General features: G+C 57.8%; 24 protein-coding genes and 1 pseudogene. 17 read left to right on the forward strand and 8 right to left on the reverse strand.

All coding sequences use genetic code 11. The features are described from left to right. The first annotated feature begins 255 nt into the window (after positions 1–255). Together AC0L2A_RS30690 and AC0L2A_RS30695 are read left to right on the forward strand one after the other, a co-directional pair. Complete coding sequence (locus AC0L2A_RS30690; RefSeq protein WP_473611969.1) at positions 256–783, forward strand: Arm DNA-binding domain-containing protein; 528 nt, start codon at positions 256–258, stop codon at positions 781–783. A gap of 44 nt (positions 784–827) precedes the next feature. Then, the gene (locus AC0L2A_RS30695; protein WP_473611971.1) at positions 828–1,247 is read left to right on the forward strand and encodes a tyrosine-type recombinase/integrase; all 420 of its coding nucleotides are present in this window, start codon (positions 828–830) and stop codon (positions 1,245–1,247) included. A 237-nt stretch (positions 1,248–1,484) separates the two neighbouring features. Here the strand turns inward: AC0L2A_RS30695 and AC0L2A_RS30700 are convergent, their stop codons facing one another. The 3 genes from AC0L2A_RS30700 to AC0L2A_RS30710 all read right to left on the reverse strand — a co-directional run bounded on the left by AC0L2A_RS30700 (position 1,485) and on the right by AC0L2A_RS30710 (position 5,969). Continuing rightward, the gene (locus AC0L2A_RS30700) at positions 1,485–2,774 is read right to left on the reverse strand and encodes a hypothetical protein (RefSeq protein WP_473611972.1); all 1,290 of its coding nucleotides are present in this window, start codon (positions 2,772–2,774) and stop codon (positions 1,485–1,487) included. A gap of 472 nt (positions 2,775–3,246) precedes the next feature. Further along, positions 3,247–4,359, reverse strand: a complete 1,113-nt coding sequence (locus tag AC0L2A_RS30705; RefSeq protein ID WP_473611974.1) for an NAD(P)/FAD-dependent oxidoreductase — start codon at positions 4,357–4,359, stop codon at positions 3,247–3,249. 17 nt (positions 4,360–4,376) lie between these two features. Next, positions 4,377–5,969, reverse strand: coding sequence for a LodA/GoxA family CTQ-dependent oxidase (locus AC0L2A_RS30710; protein ID WP_473611975.1), 1,593 nt, complete (start codon positions 5,967–5,969; stop codon positions 4,377–4,379). A 282-nt stretch (positions 5,970–6,251) separates the two neighbouring features. On the opposite strand from AC0L2A_RS30710, the gene AC0L2A_RS30715 reads away from it, so the two are divergent. Then, complete coding sequence (locus AC0L2A_RS30715; protein ID WP_473611976.1) at positions 6,252–6,392, forward strand: hypothetical protein; 141 nt, start codon at positions 6,252–6,254, stop codon at positions 6,390–6,392. A gap of 119 nt (positions 6,393–6,511) precedes the next feature. Here AC0L2A_RS30715 and AC0L2A_RS30720 read toward each other — a convergent pair whose 3' ends face one another. Further along, positions 6,512–6,676, reverse strand: coding sequence for a hypothetical protein (locus AC0L2A_RS30720; RefSeq protein WP_473611978.1), 165 nt, complete (start codon positions 6,674–6,676; stop codon positions 6,512–6,514). Positions 6,677–7,129: 453 nt separating this feature from the next. Then, positions 7,130–7,915 carry a DUF2971 domain-containing protein gene (locus AC0L2A_RS30725; protein WP_473611979.1) on the reverse strand — a complete coding sequence of 262 codons (786 nt, stop codon included), beginning with the start codon at positions 7,913–7,915 and terminating at the stop codon, positions 7,130–7,132. 1,317 nt (positions 7,916–9,232) lie between these two features. Here AC0L2A_RS30725 and AC0L2A_RS30730 point away from each other — a divergent pair. The 5 genes from AC0L2A_RS30730 (at position 9,233) to AC0L2A_RS30750 (ending at position 14,451) form a co-directional block, all read left to right on the forward strand. Continuing rightward, positions 9,233–10,057, forward strand: a complete 825-nt coding sequence (locus AC0L2A_RS30730; RefSeq protein ID WP_473611980.1) for a hypothetical protein — start codon at positions 9,233–9,235, stop codon at positions 10,055–10,057. Positions 10,058–10,071: 14 nt separating this feature from the next. After that, complete coding sequence (locus AC0L2A_RS30735) at positions 10,072–10,305, forward strand: hypothetical protein (RefSeq protein WP_292599385.1); 234 nt, start codon at positions 10,072–10,074, stop codon at positions 10,303–10,305. Positions 10,306–10,614: 309 nt separating this feature from the next. Further along, positions 10,615–12,438: a hypothetical protein gene (locus AC0L2A_RS30740; RefSeq protein WP_473611982.1), complete on the forward strand. Its 1,824-nt coding sequence runs from the start codon at positions 10,615–10,617 to the stop codon at positions 12,436–12,438. A gap of 795 nt (positions 12,439–13,233) precedes the next feature. Next, complete coding sequence (locus AC0L2A_RS30745; RefSeq protein WP_473611983.1) at positions 13,234–13,437, forward strand: hypothetical protein; 204 nt, start codon at positions 13,234–13,236, stop codon at positions 13,435–13,437. Between the two features lie 438 nt (positions 13,438–13,875). Beyond that, entirely contained in the window at positions 13,876–14,451 is a 576-nt protein-coding gene (locus AC0L2A_RS30750; protein WP_473611984.1) for a hypothetical protein, read from the forward strand. A gap of 402 nt (positions 14,452–14,853) precedes the next feature. Here AC0L2A_RS30750 and AC0L2A_RS30755 read toward each other — a convergent pair whose 3' ends face one another. Next, on the reverse strand, positions 14,854–16,134 hold the full coding sequence (locus tag AC0L2A_RS30755; protein ID WP_473611986.1) for a tyrosine-type recombinase/integrase: 1,281 nt from the start codon (positions 16,132–16,134) through the stop codon (positions 14,854–14,856). A 288-nt stretch (positions 16,135–16,422) separates the two neighbouring features. Further along, the gene (locus AC0L2A_RS30760; protein WP_091591229.1) at positions 16,423–16,659 is read right to left on the reverse strand and encodes a hypothetical protein; all 237 of its coding nucleotides are present in this window, start codon (positions 16,657–16,659) and stop codon (positions 16,423–16,425) included. Positions 16,660–16,915: 256 nt separating this feature from the next. On the opposite strand from AC0L2A_RS30760, the gene AC0L2A_RS30765 reads away from it, so the two are divergent. From AC0L2A_RS30765 to AC0L2A_RS30775, 3 genes are all read left to right on the forward strand, one after another. Beyond that, the gene (locus AC0L2A_RS30765) at positions 16,916–17,242 is read left to right on the forward strand and encodes a hypothetical protein (protein ID WP_473611987.1); all 327 of its coding nucleotides are present in this window, start codon (positions 16,916–16,918) and stop codon (positions 17,240–17,242) included. Positions 17,243–17,394: 152 nt separating this feature from the next. Continuing rightward, a complete protein-coding gene (locus AC0L2A_RS30770; protein ID WP_023798136.1) occupies positions 17,395–17,673 on the forward strand; it encodes a hypothetical protein in 279 nt (92 codons plus the stop codon). Between the two features lie 180 nt (positions 17,674–17,853). Beyond that, a complete protein-coding gene (locus AC0L2A_RS30775; protein WP_473611989.1) occupies positions 17,854–18,099 on the forward strand; it encodes a hypothetical protein in 246 nt (81 codons plus the stop codon). Between the two features lie 514 nt (positions 18,100–18,613). Here AC0L2A_RS30775 and AC0L2A_RS30780 read toward each other — a convergent pair. Continuing rightward, a complete protein-coding gene (locus tag AC0L2A_RS30780; protein WP_473611990.1) occupies positions 18,614–19,228 on the reverse strand; it encodes a TetR/AcrR family transcriptional regulator in 615 nt (204 codons plus the stop codon). A gap of 91 nt (positions 19,229–19,319) precedes the next feature. Between AC0L2A_RS30780 and AC0L2A_RS30785 the strand changes: the two genes are divergently transcribed. The 6 genes and pseudogenes from AC0L2A_RS30785 to AC0L2A_RS30810 form a co-directional block, all read left to right on the forward strand. After that, entirely contained in the window at positions 19,320–20,426 is a 1,107-nt protein-coding gene (locus tag AC0L2A_RS30785) for a polyamine ABC transporter substrate-binding protein (RefSeq protein ID WP_473611991.1), read from the forward strand. Positions 20,427–20,439: 13 nt separating this feature from the next. Beyond that, positions 20,440–21,327, forward strand: a complete 888-nt coding sequence (locus tag AC0L2A_RS30790) for an ABC transporter permease (protein ID WP_473611993.1) — start codon at positions 20,440–20,442, stop codon at positions 21,325–21,327. A 2-nt stretch (positions 21,328–21,329) separates the two neighbouring features. After that, complete coding sequence (locus AC0L2A_RS30795) at positions 21,330–22,112, forward strand: ABC transporter permease (RefSeq protein WP_473611994.1); 783 nt, start codon at positions 21,330–21,332, stop codon at positions 22,110–22,112. Beyond that, on the forward strand, positions 22,109–23,173 hold the full coding sequence (locus tag AC0L2A_RS30800) for an ABC transporter ATP-binding protein (RefSeq protein ID WP_473611995.1): 1,065 nt from the start codon (positions 22,109–22,111) through the stop codon (positions 23,171–23,173). The genes AC0L2A_RS30795 and AC0L2A_RS30800 overlap by 4 nt, the downstream gene beginning before the upstream one ends. A 4-nt stretch (positions 23,174–23,177) precedes the next feature. After that, complete coding sequence (locus AC0L2A_RS30805) at positions 23,178–23,939, forward strand: MBL fold metallo-hydrolase (protein WP_473611996.1); 762 nt, start codon at positions 23,178–23,180, stop codon at positions 23,937–23,939. A 485-nt stretch (positions 23,940–24,424) separates the two neighbouring features. Next, positions 24,425–24,934 (forward strand): annotated as a pseudogene (locus tag AC0L2A_RS30810) (NAD kinase); the annotation flags it as partial. Positions 24,935–25,094: the final 160 nt, after the last annotated feature.

Here is a 25,094-nt window from a genome sequence, read left to right on the forward strand (position 1 = left end):
CAGTCTCATAACCGGACTCGATCGCCTCACCTTCGACGGTTATTCACTGGTGGCATGGCGCGAGTCCCGAAACGTTCACGGCGTACTCGGGTCTTGCCGATGAATCCGCCAAGGAATCGGTCGCGGACGAGGGTCCCGTCCCGCAAGGCAAATATGGGATCGAGCCTTCGAGGGCTGCTGCAGGTCGAGATTTTCTCCCGTCTGCTTCCGTGGTGCTTCCGCTGAAGCAGGCGAGAGGTGCAGGAAGGGCAACTCATGGCCAGACTTACAAAGCGCGTTGTCGATGCTGCCGAAGTACGCGATGCGGACTATTTCATATGGGATGACGAGTTGCCAGGGTTCGGACTGCGCATGTTTCGGTCTGGAAAACGAAGCTACCTCGTCCAGTACCGCGCCGCCGGCCGTACCCGCCGCTATACGATTCGGCTTCACGGCGTGTGGACACCCGAAACCGCCCGTCGCGTGAAGCGCGCATACTTCTCGGAAGAATCGCCCAAGGCGAAAACCCGTCTGAGGAACGGCGCCTCGATCACCAGGCGTGCCACCGAGCAAGCCTACCGCACGAGCGGCGGTTCCGGCCCCACCACGAACAATCGCGCGACCATTTTCACCTACGCGATAGAACAGGGAATCATCGAGAAAAACCCAGCTCACGGCGTGCGGAAGCAAGCTGATCGCGTCAAGGATCGCCGTCTTACAGAGCAGGAGTATCGAGAACTCGGAGCGATTCTACGGAAGGCACGGGAGAATGAAGCTTTGGGAACCCCTCTCGAGCCTCTGTAAGGCCTGTCGGGCTGCCGGTTCTGGACATGACGGGCGATCTAAGCATGGATGAGCAGGACACCTTCGTCTTTCCGGGCACGGTCGAGGGGAAGCCGTTGGTTTGCTTCCCTAAATATTGGAAGAAGGTTCTGAAGGGGACCACACTCGAGGACATAACGCCCCACGTGCTCCGCCACAGTTTCGCCAGCGTCGCCAACGACCTCGGTTTCACAGAAGCTACCGTTGCGGCTCTCCTCGGTCATTCGCGTGGCACAGTGACGAGCCGCTACATCCATACCGTTGATACCGCGCTGATCATGGCGGCTGACACGATTGCGGGATACATCAATGGGCTGCTGGACGGCATGCAGTTCAAGCGAACTTCCTACGCGCTCGATCGGGCGACAAGACAGACCACTCTCTCACGCTTGTTTTCGGAGGCCGTAGCCGACGCGGAAGCTGACACCAAGGCGCTTGCAGCGTAGCTTAGTGCTTGCGTGACTCGTGCGCTCGACGCGTCTGTCTGCCGGGGGCCGCTCCTCTGACCAATTCTGCCTTCCGGTCAAACTTGAGCCGGCCGCTGGCCGAGCGCGACGGCGCCGAAGTCATCACGTTCCACCGGTACTCATGTCGTGGCAGGACGATCCAAAACCGGCCGCGCGATCGACCTAGGAGCCCGAACCCGTCCAATGGCAGCGAGGTCGCGAAAACCTTGGTGGGTATCAACCTCCACCACCAGCCACCGTGACACCCTCACATGTTTCGCGAAAAAGCTTGACATGTGGCGCGTATTTTGGGGCCGGATTCTGCCACCCTGCGGGCTTGGCAATGCTGGGCATTGTTGCATCGACAACCCTAGCAAGGATTCTGCAGTACGCGGACTGCAACGGGGCCAGTGAATTGTTATTCTCTCCGAACGCAGGAATCTCGTGGCAGATGGCGCAGGGAGCGTTGCCAGCGTCAATTAAAGGTCCGGGATTGCCCCACGTCGCTTGCCCTGAAATTGGCGCATAACGCTGAGCGGGATCGGTGATGTACGGAGCGCCAATCTCCAGAGCCGTTCCAGGATGGATGAGAAATACGTTATAACCACGGTGACAGTTGGTACAGTTCTCAGCAACATTGGAGCCATCTTGAATTGTACTCATAGCGAATTTTTCGCCGGCAGCGCCTGTAAGACGCTGACCCGTATTCTTGTCAATGTTGTCCCAAAAACACGCTTTGCCAGTCTGGGCGCTTTGGCAAATAAAACCTAACAGTCCAATCTCATTGGTGGTTTGATCTCGTCGAGGAAGCGCTATGCAAGCGCCGGGCACATTGGGATCTGAGTATGCCCAAACCTCTGTGGTAGTGTTGCCACCACCTGCAAAGCTGTATTTTGGATCAAGTATCCCTTGCTTTTTCCACTCAGAGTTCCCCCAATCAGGAGGGATCGGTACGCCGTTCTGGCGACATTGCTCAACGTAATTTGGTTCCGCCGCGGCCGCATCAAAGAACTGATCGAGCCCCAATCCCTGCAATTCGGTCGTGACGGCAGGCAAACTGCTAAATTTGACACGGCTATTCCGGACTGGAGAAAAACCAGCCCAAGCCTCCACCGCACGAAAGGAAGAATAGTACGCGCGCTGTTGCTCTTTAGAGCCGTTCTCCAGCATCCAATATACTAAGCTAACCTCCGACAATGTTTTTACGTCGGCGTCGCCAGAAAACGCTTTCTGCGCGTTTTCTTTAATAGACGTGAACTGCGACCTCAGATCATCGGACAACGTGTCTTCTAAAGACGTATTGTATGCTTGGAAGATCGCTTGGATATTCTCGTTCGTTGGCGGGATTTCGGTCAAATCGTAATTAAGGAGCATTCCGTGGTAAGGATAGAGTAAAGGTAATCCAGTGGTCTCCGATACCCGAATTTGAATTGCTTGCTCCTGAACCATCAATCGCTGCGGATACAATAGCCCAGCCATAGCGGCCGCACCGAATAAAAATAAACGGGCAGACCAATTTAACCCCATTTCTCTCACTCCCCTGAGTTACGAATTTTATTCAACAGCGCGCACTAGGAGGTCCAGCAGTCTTCATGAAATATGGGCGTCATTGGAGCAATCCTTAAGAGTCCAAATGTGAGCAGATCAATCCAAGTTCGTGAACTTAGTACCTAATAGTCTGCTGCAGACGAATCATGTGCGTCGCCGTACGGTAATCCACCAACGTCGCCTCGGAGACCTCGCCTAACAGAGCGCTACAGAGATGCGCAATTACTCTACCGTACTATCGCTTTCTTTCAAAGAATTTTTCGAAATTGTTGACACGAACTCACTGGAGGGCAGATCCTCAGAAGAACCGGAAACCCACGACCCACCTCAAGACCCCTTGAGGCAACGACGGGGGGCAAGCGGCTTCTTTCTGCGTGCGGATAAATTACAATCTCGTGCCGGGGCCACCAAGCGCAATTTGGGGAGGCTTCATTTATGGCTGCGGTGTTGGCTAGGCAGTCACGGCCATGAAGTTGCCGAGCTCCTCAAATTTTGATCGCCGTTGCCAGAATGTCTGGTCGAACCACCGCGTTTCTAACTGGTAGATTTCTCGTTTTCGCGCCAAGTAGCCTTTTAGAATTGTGCGCTCTGCCTCTGCGTAGGAAGCGATACCGACAGTGATACGGGGTTCCTTCAAAACGAGCCGCGCCAACGCCGTCCCCTTAGACATTGCCACTGCTATCCCTGTTCCCGTGATAGGATCGTACGACGAGGCGGCGTCTCCAACAGCGATCCATCGCGAGCCTGCAATGACTTCGCGTGCAGAGGTCTCAGCGGGGGCGACAATGGGGATAGCTGAATGCTCGAGGACGCTTGAGTACCGTGTGCGTGTTTGCGGCGCCCTTTCCATCTGTTCGATAAAGTAATCCTTTCGCGCGTGATGGCCACGGGGGATCAGATCTGCATCAGTCATGAATGCAAAAACGGACCGTCGTCTGGGCAGAGGCGCCGAATACCACCATCCCTGAGGTCCGCCCTCGACGAGAAGCTGAGGGCCGAACTGCGACAGCTGTGACAAGGATGGATAAATCAGAAGCCCAACCATGTTATCGAATCGGTGCCTACGACCACGTTTGCAAATGCCACTTGCTCGCCCGCTGGCTTCAATCAATAGACTACTTCTGAGAATCTGTCCGCCGTCGTTCCGCAACCAGCTGATGCTGACACAGTCGCTCTCGAAAGACGCTGCGAGTTGCTTAGGTGCTATTACCACTCGGACGCCAGCTGCCAAGGCTGCGTTGACCAAGAACTGCTCGAAGTCCGATCGGTCAACCAGAATCTCTCCGCCAAAGACATCAAGCGTTGCGTCTAGTTCTACCGTATCGCTGCCCCACGCGGATATGCGGCCGGCGACCCGAAGCGGAAAACGGTCACAGAAATCCTTAAGGAGGCCCAGATCAGATAGGGGAAAACGGATGTCTTGGCTCACAATCTCGCCAGGCTTTCGAACACCAGTAGAGCGCTCGAAGACGGTGACAGACATTCCACCCTTTGCGAGAGTGATTGCAGCAGAAATCCCGGCCGGGCCGCCGCCAACAATCGCAACCGCTTCGTCCGCACGCAATGACTGACTCGCTCTACTTAGCTGACGAGCGAGAATTCGCTGTCGTCAGCGCGCCCGATCTCCGCAAAAACGTCTTGTCCTCCGAATTTACGCTTCTCGACGACGCCCAGTTTGGCGAAATGCGCTATCATGTTTAAGCGGCTCGCGGCGTTGTGGCCGATTGCGCCGTCGAGCCCCGCGACCGCAACCAAGCGGTCCCATCTTGTTGACAACGGGAGCGGCTGGCCGGTATCCGAAAAGCGCGCGAGGTCAGGACGTTGAGCTGGCCACCATCGACCCTCGCATTCAACAAAATCCGCCTGCCACGGGACTGCCATTCGTTCCGTTAGCGACCCAGGTTGCAGTTGGCGCATCTGGCCGTCGAAGTCTTTGAATTGGCCTCGTGTAAAGCGGCTTTTGCCTGAGTAAAGCGTTCGGTAGGTCGTAATAAATCCGGCCTCGATTCCGGGGAAAAAGCCGCCTCCGACGGCTCTAGATAGCGCCACCTCGTCCAGCTCTTCAGCCTCAGTCGGCTTTGAACGCATTGGGTCGGGACCTGGAAGGAAGCTTCCATCACGCCAGTCTTCTAGAATGTCCTTCTGTGTTGGTGTGAACCGCAATTGCTTTAGCTCTTGGGACTTCATGACAGTATTGTAAATGTCCAAGCGCAGCTGATCTGATGCGTCGCTGGGATCTGCGAGTGCCGCCAAGTTAGTGGCTAACGCCGTCCGCACTGTCTGCCAGGTTGTTTCACTGAGGCGATTAACCCAGTAATGTGCTGAAACGCGAGACAGAATTGGAAGCACATCCTGAACGAATGAAATCGCTGGCGGCGTCCCGATTTTAAGCGCATCTAACATGATGTCATGTAGACTTACGATGGGCGCGACATCGGGAGCGAAATCTGGTGGCGAAACGATTACCCAAGCACCTTCGTCCACCGATACCGGGTTAGCTTGACCTGGGAAAACGAGTTTTGCATCGACCGGACCATCAGCGACGTCATCGAACCAAGCGGGATTGTTCAAGAAATCTTCTATGATAGGTGCTGGTGAAATCCAGCTTTGTGACTTCCCCTCACCTCCTATTACGACGAGGCGTCCTTTTTCATCGGTTGCCACCTCTCCTATGAAGACATCTATCCCGGCTATCTTGCCCATTTTTCGTGGACCGGGTGGCGTGCAAACTCCGCTCGTTGATAGATCAACAGCAGCTACAAAATCTTGCGCGCCGCCCCCTGCCGGAGCTGGATTTCGGTAGGTGGCGGAGGCATTTGGAACAATGGCCTGAGAACCCTCAATGCCCGGCCCTACTTCCATTAAGAGGCCGGCGGCTTTGCTGTTGGCCAGTTTCACTTCCCATCGAATTTCCGCGATGTCGGATGTAATCTCTCGAACGAGATTCATTGCTCCAGTCAATTGATCCTTGTTGTATTCGTACACTCTGAATCGTGCAGCCTGCCGCCTTATGAGCTTATTGACGTCCTTGTAGCCGCTAAACTGCTCCTCCTTGCCGTTTACGAGATCAACCGGCAACCCGGTCATCGTTTCCGCTTGGAGAAAAAACCCATCTGGACTTTTTCCGACACGTGCGATGCCAATACCCGGATGAACTTTGTATAGCGCGACCATATCCACCTCCCAATGGTATACCGAATGGACTTCGAACCGATGCCAAACCAAAAAGAGCGGCGTGAAGCGTTGAGAACAGTCAGCCGAGCCGATCTCCGACGGCTGAAATAAAGCAGAAGTTTCACCTTGAGGGCCAAACGACCGAACAATATAACGCTATGTTAGATATTCCTGTGAGTTGACATTCACATCATCTTTTCTGTCTGATATCAAGCGCATGAATTTGAATTGGCTATGTCCTGCCAATGGTGCTGCAGATGGTGGCTTGGCAATTCAGCCTCGATGATCATGCTGATCAATGTTTTGCATAGGCCGGCTCGGGCAGCGGTTCTCTCTGCCTTGCAGAAAAACAGCGGCTCGAACTGCGGTTTAGAAGACTTCTTCTATCGTTTGAACGAGCGCATCATCCAAGTCACCGCTTAGAAAGCCCTGAAAAGGACATTTTACTCAAATCCATCGCCTCAATCCTAAATCAGTCGCGTGCCAAGACCAACCGGGCCCAAAATCAACGAGACGTTGCAATGAGTTTGGTTCAGCATACTTCACGAATGGAATGCTCTTTTCGAGGCCGGTGCAAATACTTGGCTCGATGAATGGCTGGCACTCAGCGGTCCAGAACCAATCTGAGCCCTGACATTGTGCAGTCCCGCTGCTTCCAGGTGCTTGCGAACTTCACTGTCAGAAACGCCCTCCTTGAATCCGATCATGATGCTTCCCGTGATGTTGGGGTAGATGATGTGGCTGCTGTCTCTCGACGTGATGCTGCGCAGCACACTTTTCGAGAGGTCTGGAAACGCGGGTCGCCATAGCCGACAGGATTCCAGAAAACGTCAACGCCGACGAGCGATTCCAAGCCGACATCCGGCACGAACATGAATTCAGGAGGAAAGATGACGCGGGCGTCACTCGCAGAGCCTCCCAGCGGTATCGCTATCTCCTTGGACGAGATAAAGCTCGAAGCTCTTGGTCGGAGGCAGAGTGCCATATTTGTCCATTGCCTTTTGAGCAATGGAGCGGCATTCGGCCTCCTGCGTGGAAAGAGTCGATTTGGGTATCGACATGAGATGCCGCAGTTGATCGCCTCTACTGAATGATCCCGAAGTTTGGTACGGTTCCATCAATCCCTCCTCATGCTTACCGAAGAATTCTAATGGCGTGCTCTATGCCTCGGCAACTTCAAGTGTGTACGCATGAGCCTCAGAGGGAAGCGCGATCGCAACCCCGATGTGAGGCGTATTCGCCTTCATCCACTGAAGGAGGCGCTGCCTGGATTCTTGCGGCATCGAGCAACCAATGACGACTCGCTTGATTGAACCGCGCTTAAATGAGTCGGCATGCGCGTGAGGAATAGTTCGCATAATCCGGTATTCGCGCTCGTACTCCCAGCATTTTGCCTTTCGCAAGAATAGAACGTCGAAGAGTGAGCCCTTCATTGCGGCCTCAACATCAACCAACGCGATAGGCGAAATGCTCGGAATCTCGTCGCTGTACACGACTGGGAACACGAGATGCTCGAGACCGATTGGCTCGACTTCGATGGCAACCCCGCTGTGACCTCCTGCATAGTGCGACCACATCAACGTGCTAACCGCCGTGCCCGCGAAGCAGCACAGCGTGACTGATGAAGCCAACTGGCGCCACAGATTGAAGGAAAATTCCCACTGCCGCTCTCTTAGCTTCGTCCGTGGGACTCTCGCGACTACATCTCTTGCTTTCGCTAATGCCTGATCCTCAGTGGCAAAAGGGTTCAGCATACGTTCGATCCAAGCAAACGCCTCAGACGTTTGCTCCAGGTTCCCACCAAAGTCCACCGCGCACCTAAACTCAAACGGATCGTTGACCTCACTCGCGCTCGCAAACCAAAATGATTCACCTTTCAGCGTGGAAAATAGTCGTTCCTGCTGTTCCTGATTTGAGAATGCACGGTACTTGTACAGTAGCGGCATGTGCTTTTCATCCAGTCAGAACCGGTGTTAAGCCTGCGCGTCGAGGCGTTGGCGTTGTCGTTGTCGTGCACCAACATTTGCACATCTTCTGAAAAAAGATAAGCAGAGATCCCCTATTCTTCCTCGAAGGGGCTGTCTTTCGCGGATATGACGGTTCGCGTCGTCGTCTTGCCGGGCCACCAAAGTGGTCTAGACCGCAGGTGACGATGAAGCCATCCAGGTTCCAGTAGAAGCCAATCCAGGTGGGATTGGCCGCCGCCAATTCCTCGCCGATGAATAGCGCCTCGGGACGATTTCGGCGCACGCGCATTTCAGGAACCGCTCCGCGGTCTTCTCCCCTTCTGTTACCAACTCCGTCGCCTCGATCTTCGTACGAATATCACCCTCGCCGAGCCGGCCGAACCGAGGCAGAATTTCCGCTTTTGCCGCCTTCCGCAGGACGTCGCGAGGTTCTGAATATCGAATGTCATTCGGGCATTCGTCTTTCAAAATTCAAACACGAGGCTTCGTTGAGCCAGGACTCACAGTGTTCTTCGCACGGTCGGCGATGAAGGCCTTCAGGACCTCTGCATGATCAGCATTTCGAATAGTGGTCAAACGCAGTCGGGGCTCACCAACGCCATCGGTTATCGACCGCGATTGGCCACACCAGGTTGCGCTGCCGCCGAGCGCCACATGCACAGGTTTTTCAAATCGCAGGTCTTGCACGCAACCAACTGAGCGAATGCGACTCAATTCGTGATGGAGCGATAGGTTCCTGTTCTAGAGTGAGCCGAAGTCCCCGTGACCTCTCCCTTCGGAGCAATCGTTCGAAATCGGTGATGCGTCGGCGCGCGGTGCAACCGCAGTGCCGTTCAAGTGAGAATTCTTCTAAAGCCCGCGACATAGCAGCGAACTGTTGAACCGGATCGAGCATTAACCGAACCCAGATAATATAGTAGTGTTCAAGGTCGCATTTTGACTGTATTGTGGCAGCGCGTTGGGGGAACAATGTCCAAAAAGGACGCCGGGAATCGATCTTCTCTCAGAACAGAGGTGCCGGGCTGCTTCTCTGCCTTTACGGATTCGTCGCTATTGAGCGTTCGGCCCAAGCATCCTGAACTTGCGACTCATATTTCCGCATCAGATCTTCAGATTCCTAACTTGGCGAACCCGGCCGGGATTCGACCCGCAAAGACATTCTTCATGCACTCTACGGTTGGCGGCCAAAGTGCCCCGAGGTCAATGCTGACCTCGGTTCTGACGACGAAGACAATTTTATAAATTGATGGCACGGGAGGGACAGTTTTGCGCAATAGGATTTCAGCGGCCTCATGCTTGGCTGTGATGCCGTTTTTTATGGCGGGGTGCGGCCTGAACGTGCCTCAGAAAGAGCTGTTTTACGCGAACGCGGTGGATGCGCAGGGTCGTTCCCGAAGCGGCAAGTTCGAAAGCAACGTGATTGCCAATATTCGCTGTGAGATCACGAAGGGAATCTACGATGCCGTCAATACCGGCGATATTCCTTGGATTGCTGGCTATGGTACCACGGTCTCCCTCAATTTGATCTGGGAGGAGTCATCCAATCTAAGCCCAGGATTGACATACTCTGATCCGTTTGGGGCATCCAAGTTGTTCACTCTTGGGGCCGGTTTGAGTTCGTCAGAGAAGGCAACTAGAAATGAGGCGATAACGTTCACCCTCGAGAATGCAGTTCTTCTGGAGGATGCGCTGGCCACACGCAAAGCGCGTGGCAGTCTCGATTGTTCGGTTCTCGCGCCGGGTGCGAGAGTCGAGAGCGATTTGAAGATCGACGAGTTTATCTACGACAAGGCAACGATTGCGGGCGGGGGCGTAGCGACGACCAAGACCATCGACTATCCGCAGTTCAGCGTATTCCAGGAGACGCTTACATTTGTTGCCACTCGTACTGGAAATGTTACGCCCACATGGAAGCTCACTAAGTTCACCGCAAATCCGAGCGGCCCATTCCTGGGCGCGAGCCGCGTGAGGACGAGCACCGTTATTGTTACGTTGGGGCCCCTTGCAAAGGCGGCGAGTCGTGCGGGGCCGGCCGAACTTACGTTACAAGCGCGAGTTCAACACGACGCGGCCCTCACCGCTGGAGCAACGGCTGCGTCGATTAGCAGCCAGGCAAGATAGAAAGGGATTTGTAGATGGGCGAAGATGAAAAGAATGGCGTCGACGGAGCAGGGCTTTCCCTGGACAAAAAACTGGGCGTAAAGATCAACGGGAGGGCTTATTTTCCGCTCGACACTCTGGTCGCTAACCTAAATCCATGTGCCGGAAAAATAGATGGAACGTCTTGCGGAACAGGATGTGTCTGCCGTGCGGGGCAGTGCTATTACACCCTCTTTCAGCTGGAGCAGAAGGGATTTAGCGTCAAGTAGGGCTGGCACTCGGGCTAAATGCGCTTTGGGCTCCGACGGGGAACAAGGTTCTCAGTTTGAGGCCGGAAGGGATCCAATGGGAGGCAATCTGTATTGCGGCCGACATCTTGCGAGGTCCCAGCTACGGGCCGGGGCCTTCAGCAACCACACGCCCTTCTGCAGCGGGAGCTGACGCTACGTCTTGGGGCCAACTTCTACGCCGTGACCAAGATGACGGACAATAGATGATCATCACAATCGCCCGCCGATGTCATTCGGAAGGACTCGCTTTCGCGGCGCTGACGCAACTGTCCTCGAGAGGTATGCGAAATGAGCGACGCGGAGATCTATCGCGATAGTCAGAGCGCTTGGCGGGCATTGGCGTCAATCGGCGGCCTGGAACCGACCGACCGCGACGAAGACCTGGTTACACAGCTCAAGCAGCGGATCGATCCGGGCGCCGAGAGTCTGGAACAGGCATTGACCAAGACGCCAGTTGCTCAGTTCGTGACGGCCCTTCTGGCAACGATCCAACCGTTCGCCCAAATGTTTCGTGACATCCTCGCTTTCTTTGAGAAGGCGGGCGCACGCTATGGCCAGGCCCAATGGAGAGTCAGCGTCGGCGACGAGCTAGCCGAATTCAAGCATTTTGAAGAGTTTTTGGAAGCGTGGAATTCGATCGACTTCGATATTGATGTTCCAGCTCTCAGCGAGGCAGCCGCCTTCGCGCTGAACGACGCGCGGCTGAAGCTAGGCGACTATGATTACTGGCGCACGAGGAAAACGGCAGCGGGCGGTCCCTACGTGATTGGTGTGCCAGACGTGGATGAATGGTTCGCTGCTTATCACGCCGGGTACTATCTGCCGCTCCCGCGGAGCTTATCTCCAGAAATCCAACCGCCCGGATTGGACGAAGCGGCCAAAGTGATCATGGCGGCCTTGCACGTTATACGCGAGCGTGGCCTGTCCCGGGACGCAATGTTGGAAGAGCATCGTTCCCGGTCGCATCGCTCGGACCCATCCGACGCTTTTCATCCTTGGACCATCGCTCAGTCTGAAACTGACTACTGGCTTCGTTCCGAAGTTCTGTATCTGGCCAATCTGCTCGCGGAGCGAGATGACACTAAAGCGGCCTTCGGCGCCGAACTCACACGGACCTATGCCCCGTTTGGGCGCAGACGTTTCAGCTCGACGATTGACGTCAAATTCCTCGAGCGGATCCTTTCTCTTCCCGCATGGAAACGACGGTACGAGTTTTACGGTGTCTGGGTAGCGACGCAGATCATGGATGCCCTCGAAGACCACGACGTCACGATCAATCATGACGATGGAGCGCTTCGCTTTGCCTTCACCGAGACGCGGCTGGCAGACATTGGAAGCTCACGCCCGATGCTCAGCCTCTACGCGGAACGTAGGAGTCCGCTCAGTAACCCGGTCGGCAAGTCTCGGAAGAACGCTGCGCAACCGGACTTCGGCATCTGGACGCGCGATACCACGGACGCCACGTGTGTGCTCGTGGTTGAGGTAAAGCACTACAAGAGAGAGTCGACCACAAATTTTGGAGCGGCGCTCGTCGACTACGCCAAAGCACACCCGCAGGGCAAGATCGTGCTGGTAAACTATGGTCCGGCCACGGGTGACTATGCTGGGCTTTGGGGCGCAGACAAGGACCGCTGCATCGTCTTGGGGCACTTCAACCCAGATGTTCCGGCAGCAAAGGCGACATTTCGCCAATTGGTACGCAGCATCGTGGGCGAACCGGTAAGCTACGCTACTGCCAGCACGGCACTAACAACCAGTTGCGCAATCGCACTCGATGTCTCGGCATCTATGTCATCAATCCTTGAGAGTGCCTGGTTCTGGAGCCTGGTCGATGCTCCTGAGTATGACGACCTAGACTTCTTCCTCATCGACAATGTTGTCAGGGGAAGAGTCAAGCGCGGGCATTTGCGGGAGTGGATCGCAGTGGAAAAGCTGGGGCAGTCAACGTCCCTGTTCGCTCCCATTGTCGAACTTCTGACGAGCCACGAGACAATCACCCTCGTAACTGATCAGGTTGGTATCGCTGGTTTGGCCGGCCTGAACAGCGCACCCATTGAGTTGGTGGATGCTCACCAACTGGTTCGACTGCTCCGATTAGTACGGCGCGAGTGACGCTTGGCGTTGTTCTGACGATAGCGAGATGTTCAGGAAAGAGTGGGCGCCGATCAAACGTGGATGAAAGAGGCATCTTCAACGAGATCGAGAAACCGCTTGTCGGCGGGTGCGTCGAGCTGTCCAGTTTGGTTCTGTTTCCCAAGCTCTTAGCTCGGATCACCGGCTGATCAGGCGAGTGGCCACCTTTTTCTTCCTTGTCCCAGTTTGCCGATGAGATGCGGTAGGGCGCGATGGCGCGAGCAATAGTCATGTTTCTGAAGAGCAAGGTCCGTCACGTTGATCTCAACTCGGACCGCCTCATCGAGCATCAGGTTCGCGACGCTTCTCGGGTCCTACGGCTTCGCTCATAATTCCGCCCGCCAAACTGTAAGCGGCAAGGCGGCACAACGAACCATTGTCATTCCCACGTCTTCTTGCGACGTTGCCTCCAACTCGCACGACCCTACGCCATGTCATGTACAGCGGCGCCCGGCTGTTGCCAGTTTGAGTTAACTGAAACCGGCCTAATCGAAAGTCATAAGCTGCAACAGTTTCAATCAGTTAAATGGTGGGCGATGACGGGCTCGAACCGCCGACAATCTTCGGTGTAAACAACCGGCCCCCCGCTGAACCCTTTGGAAATCCGGGAAAAGAGCGCTTCGTACCAGGCCGTTTTAGGCATGTCGTTCCGCCCGTGTTCCACTTTTCAGGTTCAGCGAACCTAGGAGCACTTCGTAAATTGTCGCCGCAACGGTTTTCCTCCCAGCTCTGAGACTTGTTGCGCGCGGGGGCCTTTCATCCAGTGAGTGAGTGATGCGTGAAACGCGACATTCGGAGTTGAACGTGACGGATAGTCAGCATATGGCGCTTCATGAACAGCCAGCGTCCAGCATCGCCGCCATGCCCGCCAAACTCGTGGTGGACTGTGACCTTGGTACGGAGGTTGCTCTTTACACGCCCGCCCGTGATGACAGCCAGCCGAAAAAGAACAAAATGGGTTGTCAGCGTCGGTGCTGATCTATCTTGGCGCCTGGCCTTGGCTGACGACCCGGCAGATCGCGACACGTGGGTGTAGTAATGAAGCCCCTCCCCGTGCAGAAAGCGCATCTAAGGCGCAGGCTTGGTTAATTCGGATTGAGGTTATGAGAGCCTACCGCCGGCAGTCTTGATGAGCCGTCTCTGACGGCCGCTGACGTATGACTTCCGAGGTATCCGCGACGAGGATCTCACCGTGCTTCACGTGGGTGATGAGTTGCCGCTCGAATACCCGTCGAATACCTATCCGCGGGCGCTAGCGGACTCTACCGCGAATTCCCTGTTCTCAGACTGAACGGGCAGGTCTGCGGCACCGGACATGGGGGAAAACTGACCGGATAAATCTGCAGCGCGACATTTTGCCTTCAGAAGGACCACATCGGGATTAGGATCGACCGGGCGACTGTAATCATTCGCAAGGTGAACGATCCGGTGCCACGTAGGAGGAAGCACCCTTCCGAAGAGGAACATACGCATCTCGGCATCAAAGTGGAGCACTGCGAGGCGAGCGTCGAAACTCGCATCGAACCCGGTATATATCAGCCTCAATATGCTTGGGATTTGGATGATGACTCCCCACTTTATCGGACTACAATCCAACTGACATTCGGCGGCGTGGCGACATATCCAGAACGACGGGCGGGCGAAGCTTATGAGTTGACGATATATGGTTCGAATTCGGACCTGCGGCGCAACGAGGCAATGGTCAAAGATGTGCAGGCGCGAGACGAGCGTGGCTCGCCTAAGTTTCGCTTATATCGCGGCAAGCAGATCCCTATCTACAATCCCCCTTCAGGCATGGGACTCATCGACAAGGTCCGCGGCGAGCCACGCTGGACAGCGTGGCTTCGTGTTTCCCCGCTCTTTACCAGTGACGCACTCGCCTTGGTGAATAGCGGACGATCCCTGTTTTTGGCGATACACGAACGCCGGAGTAAACGCGCGCGCTGGATCCAGGGACTAAGCTTACAAACGACCGATCCCGCTGAAGAATAGCGCAAACGCACAAACCAGCACACCAGTATCAGAGCCGATTTCGTACTGCCCAAGAGCCTCTGTCATTGCCCCATAAGTGCTCCCATGTCTCAGCTTCGCACCGGCCAAAACCTGTCCGACTTCTCTTCCAGCGTGAAATGAAATGCTTAAACCGTTGGGCTTCCGCGCGCGGAAGCATGTCTGAAAATTGCGGTCTTCACTTCAAGAGAGAGGCTGAGCGAAGGCAAGTAGCTGTCATGGAAGAGTGCGCCCGCGTCGGGAACAGCCGTGATCATAATGACGCCAGGCCAAATGAGCCCGCCGTTTGGCATGCCTACAGAAGCCCGAACGTTGAGAACGCGGGCTGATATCGGCCGAGCTGTCGTCCCTAGCTGAGAAATGCAGCCCATATCGCTTCCTGATCTAGGCGGACTTTTTCAATATTGTCACATTATCTGCGGTGATCGCTTGCATACGGTTCGCCCATTGTTCCAAAGCAACGCGCTTTTCCTCTTGATACTCGTAGCGGTTATAGATTGCGGCAACGCCGCTCACTTTTCCTGTCTTGTGGTTTAGGATTGCTTCGGTCACTTCCTGCTTGACGCCAAGCTTCGCGAGTTCCGTTGCACAGGTACGGCGCAAGTCGTGCAGATGCCATTCAGGCAAAGCCGGTTCGCCACAATGCTTGTCCAGCGCCTTCTTGCCGTTACTAAAGCCGCTGAATGGCGTCGTGGCGGTCGTTGTGAAGACGTACTCAGAAGGCTTCCCGTTCGCATCCACGATCCTAGGCAATGCCTCAATGATCTTCTTCGTCAGCGGCGCTATAGGCACGATGTGGGGTCGGGAATTCTTAGTTCGTGATGCTTCAAGCTTGATCGCGTCCGGATCGTCAGCCATTTCGGACCATTTGAGTTGGGCTATTTCGTCGCGGCGCTGGCCTGTGAACAAGAGCAATTGCACCATCGGCCCGAATGGATAGCCGCATTTCTCCGCAGCCTTCCAAACGGTCTTGATTTCGTTGTGCGACAGAACGCGGTCACGGCTCTCCGGCTTTGCCGGCGCTTCAGCAAGCTCGATGACGTTGCGCCCCATTGCTCGTGCAACTGGCTTCCAACGGAAGAATGCGGAAAGGACAGCGAACGCGTTGCGGCGAGCGCCGGGCGTCAGCTTGTCTAAGAGCTTTTCTACCTCGCGGTAATCGATGGTCCTGATGTCGGTGACGTGAGCCCAGTGCGGCTTGACGTTGGTTGCGATGATCCTCTCGTACTCGTCCGCTGTCGACCCCTTGACCGCCCTGCCCTTGAAGCCGCTTGCGCGCGCCGTCTTGATGAAATCATCGAACCAAGTGGCCAAGCCCGTATTGTCGACCTTCTGTTGACGCGGATCACTCCCGCGCCGCGCGTCGTTGCGGACGCGTGACGCGATGATGCGAGCTTGGGTGACGTTCAACGCTTGGGTTGGCGAAATGAGCGTCCCAATGCGATCGTCGGCAACGCCGATTTCGTCGTAGCGGCCAATGGTGACTTTCGCTGCCTTCCCGTCGATCTTGGTTCGCACTGCCCACGATAAAGCACCGCTCGGTTGCTGGACTAAATAAAGCCCAGCTTGGGCATCGTCGGGTATCTCTCGCCGCGTCGACGCGAGTTTCAAATTGCTGATGAACGAAGCGGCTTTGCGGTGCTGCGCAGGGATCGGTCCGAGCATTGGTTTCAGCTCCGGGTAACGGTCGGGGTAAACTTTTGCACGTTATTGCATGCTATCGAGCGTTACGCAAATCAGCATCACATTGCAGTTAATATGCTGATTTTGATAGCTGTTATGGCCGCGCGAGTTATCGACCGTTATCCGTCGGGATGTGCTAGCACAAAATTTGTAAACCGAAGGTCGGCGGTTCGATTCCGTCCGGGGGCACCAAAGCCTGTCGTCTTGAATGAGGCCGGCCTTTCGGATTTTGCCGCGCTGCGCAAGGGGGGCGAGGGCTAATCGGGACCTCTAGATCCCATACATCATGGCAATGAAGAATACCGGTGCAAAGATCAGGAAGATCGCCATTACTATAATCACGGCGAGGGCCAGGCGCTCTGTTCGCCTGACGATTGCAACGACGTCGTCGTCGCTCGATGAAACAAGATCAACCGCCGAGAAATCTGTTGGGTCAGGAGTTTGATTGTCATTGGCGGGTCGGCTTGCGACCGCATCGGCATTCTGTTTGCTCTGGATAAGGGTCACAGTTCTCTCCGCCGTTAGGTGTCATATCGGGTGCCCGCCGATGAGTATACAGCGGGCACCCGGAACCACCGATGAAGGGACTTTGCTCGGCGGCCAAATACCAATCCCTTGCCAAGATCTTGGTTGCCAGCCTCAGCCCTCTGTCTTTAACGCACAGACTTCAGTCTTACTGCGTCATGGACCATAGCCCGGCGCCGGAACTAAGTGCCCGCCGGTCCCGTTGCCGACCAGTGATAATTGAGAATAGGAGATAGTCATGGCTGACGGTCCCACCGTTGTTAACTCAGGCGGAAATGGCGCCGGCACCGCTGTCGCCGTCGTTCTCGCTATTATCGCAATCGTGATCCTGCTGTTGTTCACCGGCGTTATCAACATCAACGGCGGGGGCACCGGAAAGGACGTCGACGTAAAGGTTGAAGCGCCTACGGTCGAAGCGCCCAACGTCGAAGCGCCAGCTGCGTCCGCTCCGGCTGAGCCGAGCGCACCTGCCCCAGCCGCGCCCGCTCCGGAGCCGGCAGCACCCGCTCCGGCAGCACCCGCTCCGGCAGCACCTGCCCCGGCAGCACCTGCTAACGGCGGCTGATTGTGACATCGGATATCGGGCCCGGCGGGATGCGCTTCCGGGCTTGATGAAAACGTTGACGGCCGTCCACACTCTGCAAAGCGGCCCACGCAACAGAAAGTCTTCGACGGAGTTTCAATCAGTTGCGGAGACCAGCAAAAGGAGGATCGCTTATGAAGGTGCTCGTCACCCTCATGGCCGGCATTGCAATGGCCGGATGCATCAGCATGGCCGCTGCCGATCCGTGGAAGGACGAGAGCGGTCATGGCAAATGGCAGGGCCGCTACCAAGACGAAGATGATTATGAGCGGAAGCGCGAACGCTACAGCTACAAAAAAGAATTTCGGCGCGGCAATTGCAAGATTGAGCGCAAGTGGGAGGGCGATGAATACAAGGAAGAGGTGAAGTGCAAGCGCGGCTTCAGGAGGCCGGCTTACATCTATCGCTATTGAAAACAGACGCCGTCCGGGGGCACCAGTAAGAAACCGGCTTCTTGTGATTACGTGCCAGGGTCGGGCGAAATCTGCTCATCCCCGATTTCCACAGGCCGGGGCCGTAGCCCGTCAGCTTCAACGCATATATTCGCTAGCGGACCACAGGTATTCCCCTTGTGGAAACCATAGGAGTCGCCGTTGGAGCAGAAACGCACGATCGCACCGTTTATCGGCGGCATGTATGGTGGTCTTGCTGCCCTCGCGCTCGGGTTCGGTTTCCGCTTTCTGATGATTACCGATCCCGATCCGACCTCGCAAGCAACGATAGCCCTTGCGGGATTGGCCTTTTCGATCTGTTTCAGCCTGGCCTTCCTTCGCGAGCATCGACGCCAGATCGCTGCCGCCAGGGAATTTCTAAGCCGCCCAAGATCGTATCAGGACTAATCCCCCGCGTTTCGCAAAGCAAAGCGCCCATGCCTCCGGTCCGGGGCATCAGAACCAACGGGATGCAGCAGGGCGATGCGGACCGGCCGGCATCTCCTGCTCCCGGCCATTTAATGCCATTCGATTAAAATGCCCCTGTGTATATTAGCAATCGCTCAATTTAGCGCGCCGACAATGTCCGGGCGGTGGGCTAAACAACGGGTGGTGTCATGCGAAGCGACTTCGCTGCAGCGCGCGAGCTCTTGGAGTGTGCCCAAAACCGGCTCTGCGGCATGGACGAAACCAGCCAGCGCGTCAGCGAGGCACTCGACTTGCTGATTGAAGAAATAGCCATCGCGGAATTCCGTAAGGCGCCACTGACCGTCGTGCCGTTTCCACGTGCGCGGCCACCCAGGCATGCTCGGTAGAACACCGCCGATGTAGTCAACAGCGGAAGTGCTCCCACCAGCGAAATTGAACCGGCGCGATTGCGGCTTAGCGGCGTCCGGGCCACCAGAAATCCCATCGGGAGCCCTCACGCCGCGATCGCCGCCACCAGAATCCGGTTCTGCCTTCGTATCGCGGCGCGCAGTTCGGCAATCCTCGCCCCGTCGCGCTTGACGAACTCGATGAACATCATGTTCATGTTGTTGAACACCAGTTCGCCGAGCGCCTGCCCGTCAATATCGCGGCGGACCAGGCCGATCGCCTGCAGCCGGGCGATCAGCGCGCGGATCTGCTCGGTCAGCGCCCGGTCGAGCGCCGTGTAAGCCTGGCCGAACGGGCTGTCGGGCAGTTGCGTCGAGATCGCCATCGCCTGCCGCCACATCTCCTTGCTGAGGTAATGCAGCGAATGCTCGATATAGATGCCGAGCAGCGTGTCGAGCGCATCGCCGACATTGGCCGGCGGGTTGGCAAGGACGCCCTGCCCAGCATTGAGCACCTCGTTGACCTCCATCGAGACGATGGCGCCGAGGATGTCGCCCTTGTTCTGGTAATAGTTATAAATCGTGCCGACCGAGACTTCCGCCTGCGCCGCGATCGTCTCGATCTTGGCGCCTTCATAGCCGGTGTCGCGAAAAAGCGCCGCCGCCGCCTCGATGATCCGGCGATGCCGATCCGCCTTTTGCCTTGCCCGCAATCCGTTCATGTCGGCTATCTGCCATAAAAACAGAATTGACTCAATTTTAGAATTGGTTCAATTTTTTGCCAGAAGCCAGAAAGGCAAGGGAGAACACTCGATGACCATCCATCCAAACACCCCGAATCCAACGACCAGGAAGCCGCTTTCGGTTCTGAAGAGCCACCTCCACGCCGCGTGTGCGGCGACAGCGCTGCTGCTGGCGACGGGCAGCCTCGCTCACGCTGCTGATCTCAACGCCTTGATCTGGTGCGATCACGCCGACCCGGCGCTGCTGGCGCCTTTCGAGGAGGCGAATGACGTCAAGGTCAATGTCAAGGAATTCGAAGGCACCGGCGCCGGCATGGCCATTGTCGAGCAGTCGCAGCCCGGCGACTGGGACGTGATGGTGATCGACAGCATCGACATACCGCGCGGCGTCGAAAAGGGCCTGTTCGAACCGCTGCCGGAAGACAAGCTGCCGCTGTCCGACCTCTTTCCCCAGGTGAAGATGGACAGCTCCACCGTGGTCGACGGCAAGCGCTACGGCATCACCGAAAAGTTCGGCTACAACACCATCGGCTACAACAAGACCAAGGTCGATCCGGCCGACATGCAGTCGCTGGCCGCGCTGACCGGCGACAAATACAAGGGCAAAATCGCCATTTACGACTATTACCTGCCGGTCATCGGCATGGCGGCGCTGGCGATCGGCAAGAAGACCGCCGAGCTCACCGAAGCCGACCTTCCGGCCATCAAGCAAGAGCTGCTCAAGATGAAGGCCAATGCCAAGCTGGTCGGCGAAGTGACCGCCAGCCAGACCGCGCTGGCGACCGGCGAGGTCGACATTCTCGTCGGCGGCGGCGAATGGGTGACGGCCGGGCTGGCCAAGGAGAACCCTGCCCTCGACTTCTCGATTCCCAGAGAAGGTGCTGTGCTGTGGTCGCAGTCGCTGGCCATGTTCAAGGATTCCAAAAACAAGGACACGGCGCTAAAATTCATCCAATACATCATGAGCCCTGAAGGCCAGGCGCGGCTTGCCACCTCTGCATGCTATTGGGGCATGCCGGCGAATACCAAGGCGGCTCTGACCGATGAGCAGAAGAAGATCCTGCGCTTCGACGAGCAGCCGGATTTCCTCGCCCGCGCCCAGCCCTACCCGGCGCCGGATCCCGATCTCGACAAGAAGATGCAGGACGTCTGGACCGAAATGCTGCAGGCGCAGTGACCGGTCGCCGGTCGTGAACTCTGCCACGAACAGCGGGCGTGCCCTGCCCCGGGCGGGCCGCGCCCTGCCCCGGGCGGGCCGTGCCCTGCCCTGGGCGCTGGTCACGCCGGCGCTCGGCTGGACGCTGCTGTTCTTCGTGCTGCCGTTCGTCGCCATGGGGTTTTCCAGCCTGACGGCGCATGACGGCAGCGGCTTTACGCTCGCCAACTACAGCCAGTTCTTCACCAATCCGGCCTATTGGCAGGCGATGGTGAATTCGCTGCAGGTTACAGCAATCGTCACAGTAATCTCGGTGCTGCTCGCCTACCCCTTCGCCTGGATTCTAGCCGAACAGGTGCCGGAACGCTGGCAGCGGCTGGCGCTGATGCTGGCGGTGCTGCCGTTCTGGACCTCCTATGTCGTGCGCTCCTATTCCTGGCTGCTGGTGCTGGCGCAGAACGGCGTGATCAACCGCGCGCTGACCGGCTCCGGCCTGTTCAGCGAGCCGCTGCAGCTCGCCAACACGCGGCTGGCCACGGTCACCGGCTTCGTGCATTTCTTCGTCATGCTTTTGACGCTGACGATCTTCGCCAATCTGAAGCAGCTCAGCCCGAGCTACCGCAAGGCAGCCGCCGATCTCGGCGCCGGGCCGGTGCGCACGTTCCTGCATGTCGTCCTGCCGCTGACCTTGCCCGGCATCATGGTCGGCGCCTTCCTCACCTTCGTGCTGTGCATCGGCGACTACATCACGCCGCAGATCCTCGGCGGCAACAACGAGCTTTTGATGCCGCAGCTGGTGATGATGCAGATCGGCCGGCGCGGCGACTTTCCACTCGCCTCGGCGCTGTCGATTATCCTGATGGCGGTCGTCACCATTGCCTATCTCGCCTGCGCCCGCTGGCTCAAGATCGAGCGGGCCTGACCGTGCGCGCGCTTGTCCGCATCGTCTCCTGGTTTTACGCCATCGCCATCTATGGCTTCATCTTCCTGCCGGTGGTCGTGCTGGTGCTGTTTTCGCTGCAGGCGACGTCGTTTCCGATCCCGCCATTCACCGGACCGTCGCTGCGCTGGTACGACGCCGTGCTCGCCGACACGCGGCTGACCTCGGCGCTGGTCAATTCGCTTCTAGTCGCGGTCCTCTCCTCGGCTGCCGCCGTCACGCTCGGTTTCCTCTCAGCCTGGGGTTTTGCGCGTTTCGTCCTGCCGGGGTCGGCCCTGCTGCGCGGGCTGATCACGCTGCCGCTGACCGTGAGCTATCTCATCATCGGCATGGGGCTGCTGGTGCTGTTCAACTGGGCCGGCATACCGAAGTCGCTGCTTGCTGCCGGCATCGGCCATGTCGTGATCAACCTGCCGCTCTGCTTTGCCATCATCTACAGCCAGATGGGCGACCACCAGATCAACATCGAGCGTGCCGCGCGCGACCTCGGTGCGCCCGAATGGAAGGTGCTGCTGCTGATCACCGTGCCTGTCATGGCGCCGGCGATCTTCGCCGGTTTCTTCCTGTCGATGACCTTCTCCTGGGACGAATTCGTGATCTCGTTCCTGCTGACGCGCTTCGACACGACGCTGCCGGTCGAGATCTGGAACCTGCTGCGCTCGGGCCTCAATCCCAAGACCAACGCCGTCGGCTCGCTGGTCTTCGCCGTCTCCATCGTGCTGGTGGTGTTTTTTGAGCTGATGCTGTTGCGGAGGAAGCCGGCATGACCGCGCCACTGGTCGATGTCCGCGCTGTCTCGCACCGCTTCGGCCAGCACACCGTGCTGAGGAACGTCTCGCTGCAAATCGAGCCGGGCAGCTACACGATCCTGCTCGGGCCGTCGGGCTCCGGCAAGACGACGCTTTTGTCCATTCTCGGCGGCTTCGTCACGCCGAGCCAAGGCAAGGTGCTGATCCGCGGCGAGGACTGCACCGCGGTGCCGCCGGCGAAGCGCCCGACGACGACGGTGTTCCAAGACTATGCACTGTTCCCGCATATGAGCGTCGGCAGCAATGTCGGCTTCGGCCTGCGCATGCAAGGCGTCGATGCCGCGACACGGACCACGCGGGCGCGCGAGGCGCTGGCGCTGGTCGGGCTGGCCACCGCCTTCGACAAGAAGCCGCACCAGCTTTCCGGCGGCCAGCGGCAGCGCGTCGCGCTGGCCCGCGCCCTTGTCGTCGAGCCTGCGGTGCTGCTGCTCGACGAACCGCTCGGCGCGCTCGACCTAAAATTGCGCCGGCAGATGCAGGACGAGTTGAAAGCGATCCAAAAACGCGTCGGCACCGCCTTCATCCATGTCACCCACGATCAGGAAGAGGCGATGGCACTGGCCGACCATTGCGTGGTGATGAATGACGGGCGCATCGAGGACGAAGGTCCGCCGGAGCGCGTCTATGCGCGGCCGGCGACGCGCTTTTCCGCAACCTTCATGGGTGAGAGCACGCTGATATCGGGAACGGTGACTGCGACGAAGGACGGAACAATCACTGTCGCGACCCAGGTCGGACCGCTTTCCCTGCCCGGCACAGTGCCTGCTGGCGCTTCTGTCGCCCTCGCCGTCCGTCCGGAGCACCTTGTCCTCGGCGCGACAGGCGGCGCGGTAAGCCTCGGCACGGCCAAGGTGAGCGACGTGGTGTTTCAAGGCAGCTTCAAACGCGTGCTGGCTGTCTCCGAGAAAGACCCGGCGCTGCACTTCATCGCCAGGGTTCCCGCAGCAACGGTCGTCCAGCCGGGCGACATCTCTGCGGTTTCGTGCGAGGCTGGCGATGTCATCCTTCTGGCGAGCTGAGCCAATGGGCACGCTTCCGATCATCGACGCACCAAACTGGTATGAAGCCATCCGTATGGGCGATGGCGTGACGCTGATCCACGAGCCGTGGATCAAGCCGTTCTTTCGCTGCAACATCTGGCATGTGCGCGGCCGCGATCGCGATCTTCTGTTCGACACCGGCCTCGGCCATTTCAGCCTGCGGCGCCACGTCCCGCTGGTGACGGAGCGAAAACTCGTTTGCGTGGCCAGCCACACGCATTTCGACCATATCGGCTGCCATCACGAATTTCCGGACCGTTGCGTGCATGCGGCCGAAGCAGAAATCCTCGCCGACCCGCGCAATGAATGGACGGTCGCCGACCGCTACGCGACCGACGCCATGTTCGACGGAATGCCGCAGGGCTGGGATGCCACGCGCTACCTGATCCGGCCGGCGCCGGCCGATCGTCTGCTTGGAGAAGGCGATTTCGTCGATCTCGGCGACCGTGCCTTCGAGGTGATCCACACGCCGGGCCATTCACCCGGCGGCATCGCGCTCTACGAGAGGAAGACCGGCATCCTGCTTTCCGGCGACATCGTCTATGACGGCCCGCTGATCGACGATGTTTATCATTCCGCTGTCGACGACTATGTCGAGACGCTGCTGCGGATGCGCGAGCTCGATGTTGCGGTCGTGCATGGCGGCCACTTCCCGAGCTTCGGCAAGGTGCGCTACCGCCAGCTTATCGACGAGTATCTCGCACAAAAGCGGCAGGCCGGCTGCCATCTGCTGCAGGCGCGCTAAGCACCGCCTCTCGTATCACGGGAAGTGCCTGGCGAATTCACAACGCCCGTTGCGGGCACGGCGTGCCGGCGGCATCGCCGCAGCGTGAAGCCGTTGGTTGGGGTCGCAAACTCGTCTGTTCCGACTGGCGCACCAGTTGGGCAAAGGCAAGCGCGAAACTTCCCAACATCAGGACGATGACAATCAGGCGTGTTACCGGCAATAAATCGGTCCGACTAGCTGGCCCCCACGCCGCCCATCCACTGCCGGCTAACATGGTCGATCCGGCTTTACGAGAGTTTAATTCCCGTCTTAACCATCACATTCGCTTGTCACTCGACACGATGCGCGAGCAGCAGGCCGGCGGCTCCTCCCGGCGCTGTATCAAGCGGCGCCAGATGTCTCGCTTTGCAGATCTGCCAGCCCATGCTAACCCGGCGCTGGCGCGGCCCAAGCAAACCGGTCGCCACCGACCGGTCGCCATCAACACTCGCCATTGGGGAGCCATGAACAAAGCCGCCAGCCGCTTCGCTTTCGTCTCGTCCGATACCGCCGACGCCAAGGCGGCGCTGGAGAGCCTTTCGGCGCGCTATGGCCAGGCACCCATCGAGGATGCAGAGATCGTCGTGGCGCTGGGCGGCGACGGTTTCCTGTTGCAGACCTTGCGCGACACGATGAGCACGGGAAAAAAGGTCTACGGCATGAACCGTGGCACCATCGGCTTCCTGATGAACGAATACCGCGCCAGCGGTTTGACCGGGCGCATCGCCACGGCCGTTGCCGAAACGATCCGTCCGCTGGAGATGCAGGCGGTCACCGCTGAGGGCGAAACGATCTCGGCGTTGGCGATCAACGAGGTTGCGCTATGGCGCCAGTCCTACCAGACGGCCAAGATCCGTATCACCGTGGACGGGCAAGTGCGGCTGGAGGAATTGAACTGCGACGGTGTGATGGTCGCGACGCCGGCCGGCTCGACCGCCTACAACCTTTCCGCGCACGGACCGATCCTGCCGCTCGACGCGCCGCTGCTGGCGCTGACCCCGGTCAGTCCGTTCCGCCCGCGCCCCGGGGGCGGGGGCGGTCTTGCCCCTCCCCACCCCGCCGGTGCCGTGGATCACCTGCCTTTGCAGGTTCGACAGCGAGACGCTGTCGTCGTCGACGATGCCGAGTGTGCCA

This window comes from Mesorhizobium sp. WSM4844, from assembly GCF_055811775.1.

Bases quoted from the DNA above. Each gene is read 5' to 3' on its own strand.
- AC0L2A_RS30690 (WP_473611969.1), top strand. From the start codon at position 256: ATGGCCAGACTTACAAAGCGCGTTGTCGATGCTGCCGAAGTACGCGAT.
- AC0L2A_RS30695 (WP_473611971.1), top strand. From the start codon at position 828: ATGGATGAGCAGGACACCTTCGTCTTTCCGGGCACGGTCGAGGGGAAG.
- AC0L2A_RS30700 (WP_473611972.1), bottom strand. From the start codon at position 2,774: ATGGGGTTAAATTGGTCTGCCCGTTTATTTTTATTCGGTGCGGCCGCT.
- AC0L2A_RS30710 (WP_473611975.1), bottom strand. From the start codon at position 5,969: ATGGTCGCGCTATACAAAGTTCATCCGGGTATTGGCATCGCACGTGTC.
- AC0L2A_RS30715 (WP_473611976.1), top strand. From the start codon at position 6,252: ATGATCATGCTGATCAATGTTTTGCATAGGCCGGCTCGGGCAGCGGTT.
- AC0L2A_RS30720 (WP_473611978.1), bottom strand. From the start codon at position 6,676: ATGATCGGATTCAAGGAGGGCGTTTCTGACAGTGAAGTTCGCAAGCAC.
- AC0L2A_RS30725 (WP_473611979.1), bottom strand. From the start codon at position 7,915: ATGCCGCTACTGTACAAGTACCGTGCATTCTCAAATCAGGAACAGCAG.
- AC0L2A_RS30735 (WP_292599385.1), top strand. From the start codon at position 10,072: ATGGGCGAAGATGAAAAGAATGGCGTCGACGGAGCAGGGCTTTCCCTG.
- AC0L2A_RS30740 (WP_473611982.1), top strand. From the start codon at position 10,615: ATGAGCGACGCGGAGATCTATCGCGATAGTCAGAGCGCTTGGCGGGCA.
- AC0L2A_RS30745 (WP_473611983.1), top strand. From the start codon at position 13,234: ATGCGTGAAACGCGACATTCGGAGTTGAACGTGACGGATAGTCAGCAT.
- AC0L2A_RS30755 (WP_473611986.1), bottom strand. From the start codon at position 16,134: ATGCTCGGACCGATCCCTGCGCAGCACCGCAAAGCCGCTTCGTTCATC.
- AC0L2A_RS30765 (WP_473611987.1), top strand. From the start codon at position 16,916: ATGGCTGACGGTCCCACCGTTGTTAACTCAGGCGGAAATGGCGCCGGC.
- AC0L2A_RS30770 (WP_023798136.1), top strand. From the start codon at position 17,395: ATGAAGGTGCTCGTCACCCTCATGGCCGGCATTGCAATGGCCGGATGC.
- AC0L2A_RS30780 (WP_473611990.1), bottom strand. From the start codon at position 19,228: ATGAACGGATTGCGGGCAAGGCAAAAGGCGGATCGGCATCGCCGGATC.
- AC0L2A_RS30785 (WP_473611991.1), top strand. From the start codon at position 19,320: ATGACCATCCATCCAAACACCCCGAATCCAACGACCAGGAAGCCGCTT.
- AC0L2A_RS30800 (WP_473611995.1), top strand. From the start codon at position 22,109: ATGACCGCGCCACTGGTCGATGTCCGCGCTGTCTCGCACCGCTTCGGC.
- AC0L2A_RS30805 (WP_473611996.1), top strand. From the start codon at position 23,178: ATGGGCACGCTTCCGATCATCGACGCACCAAACTGGTATGAAGCCATC.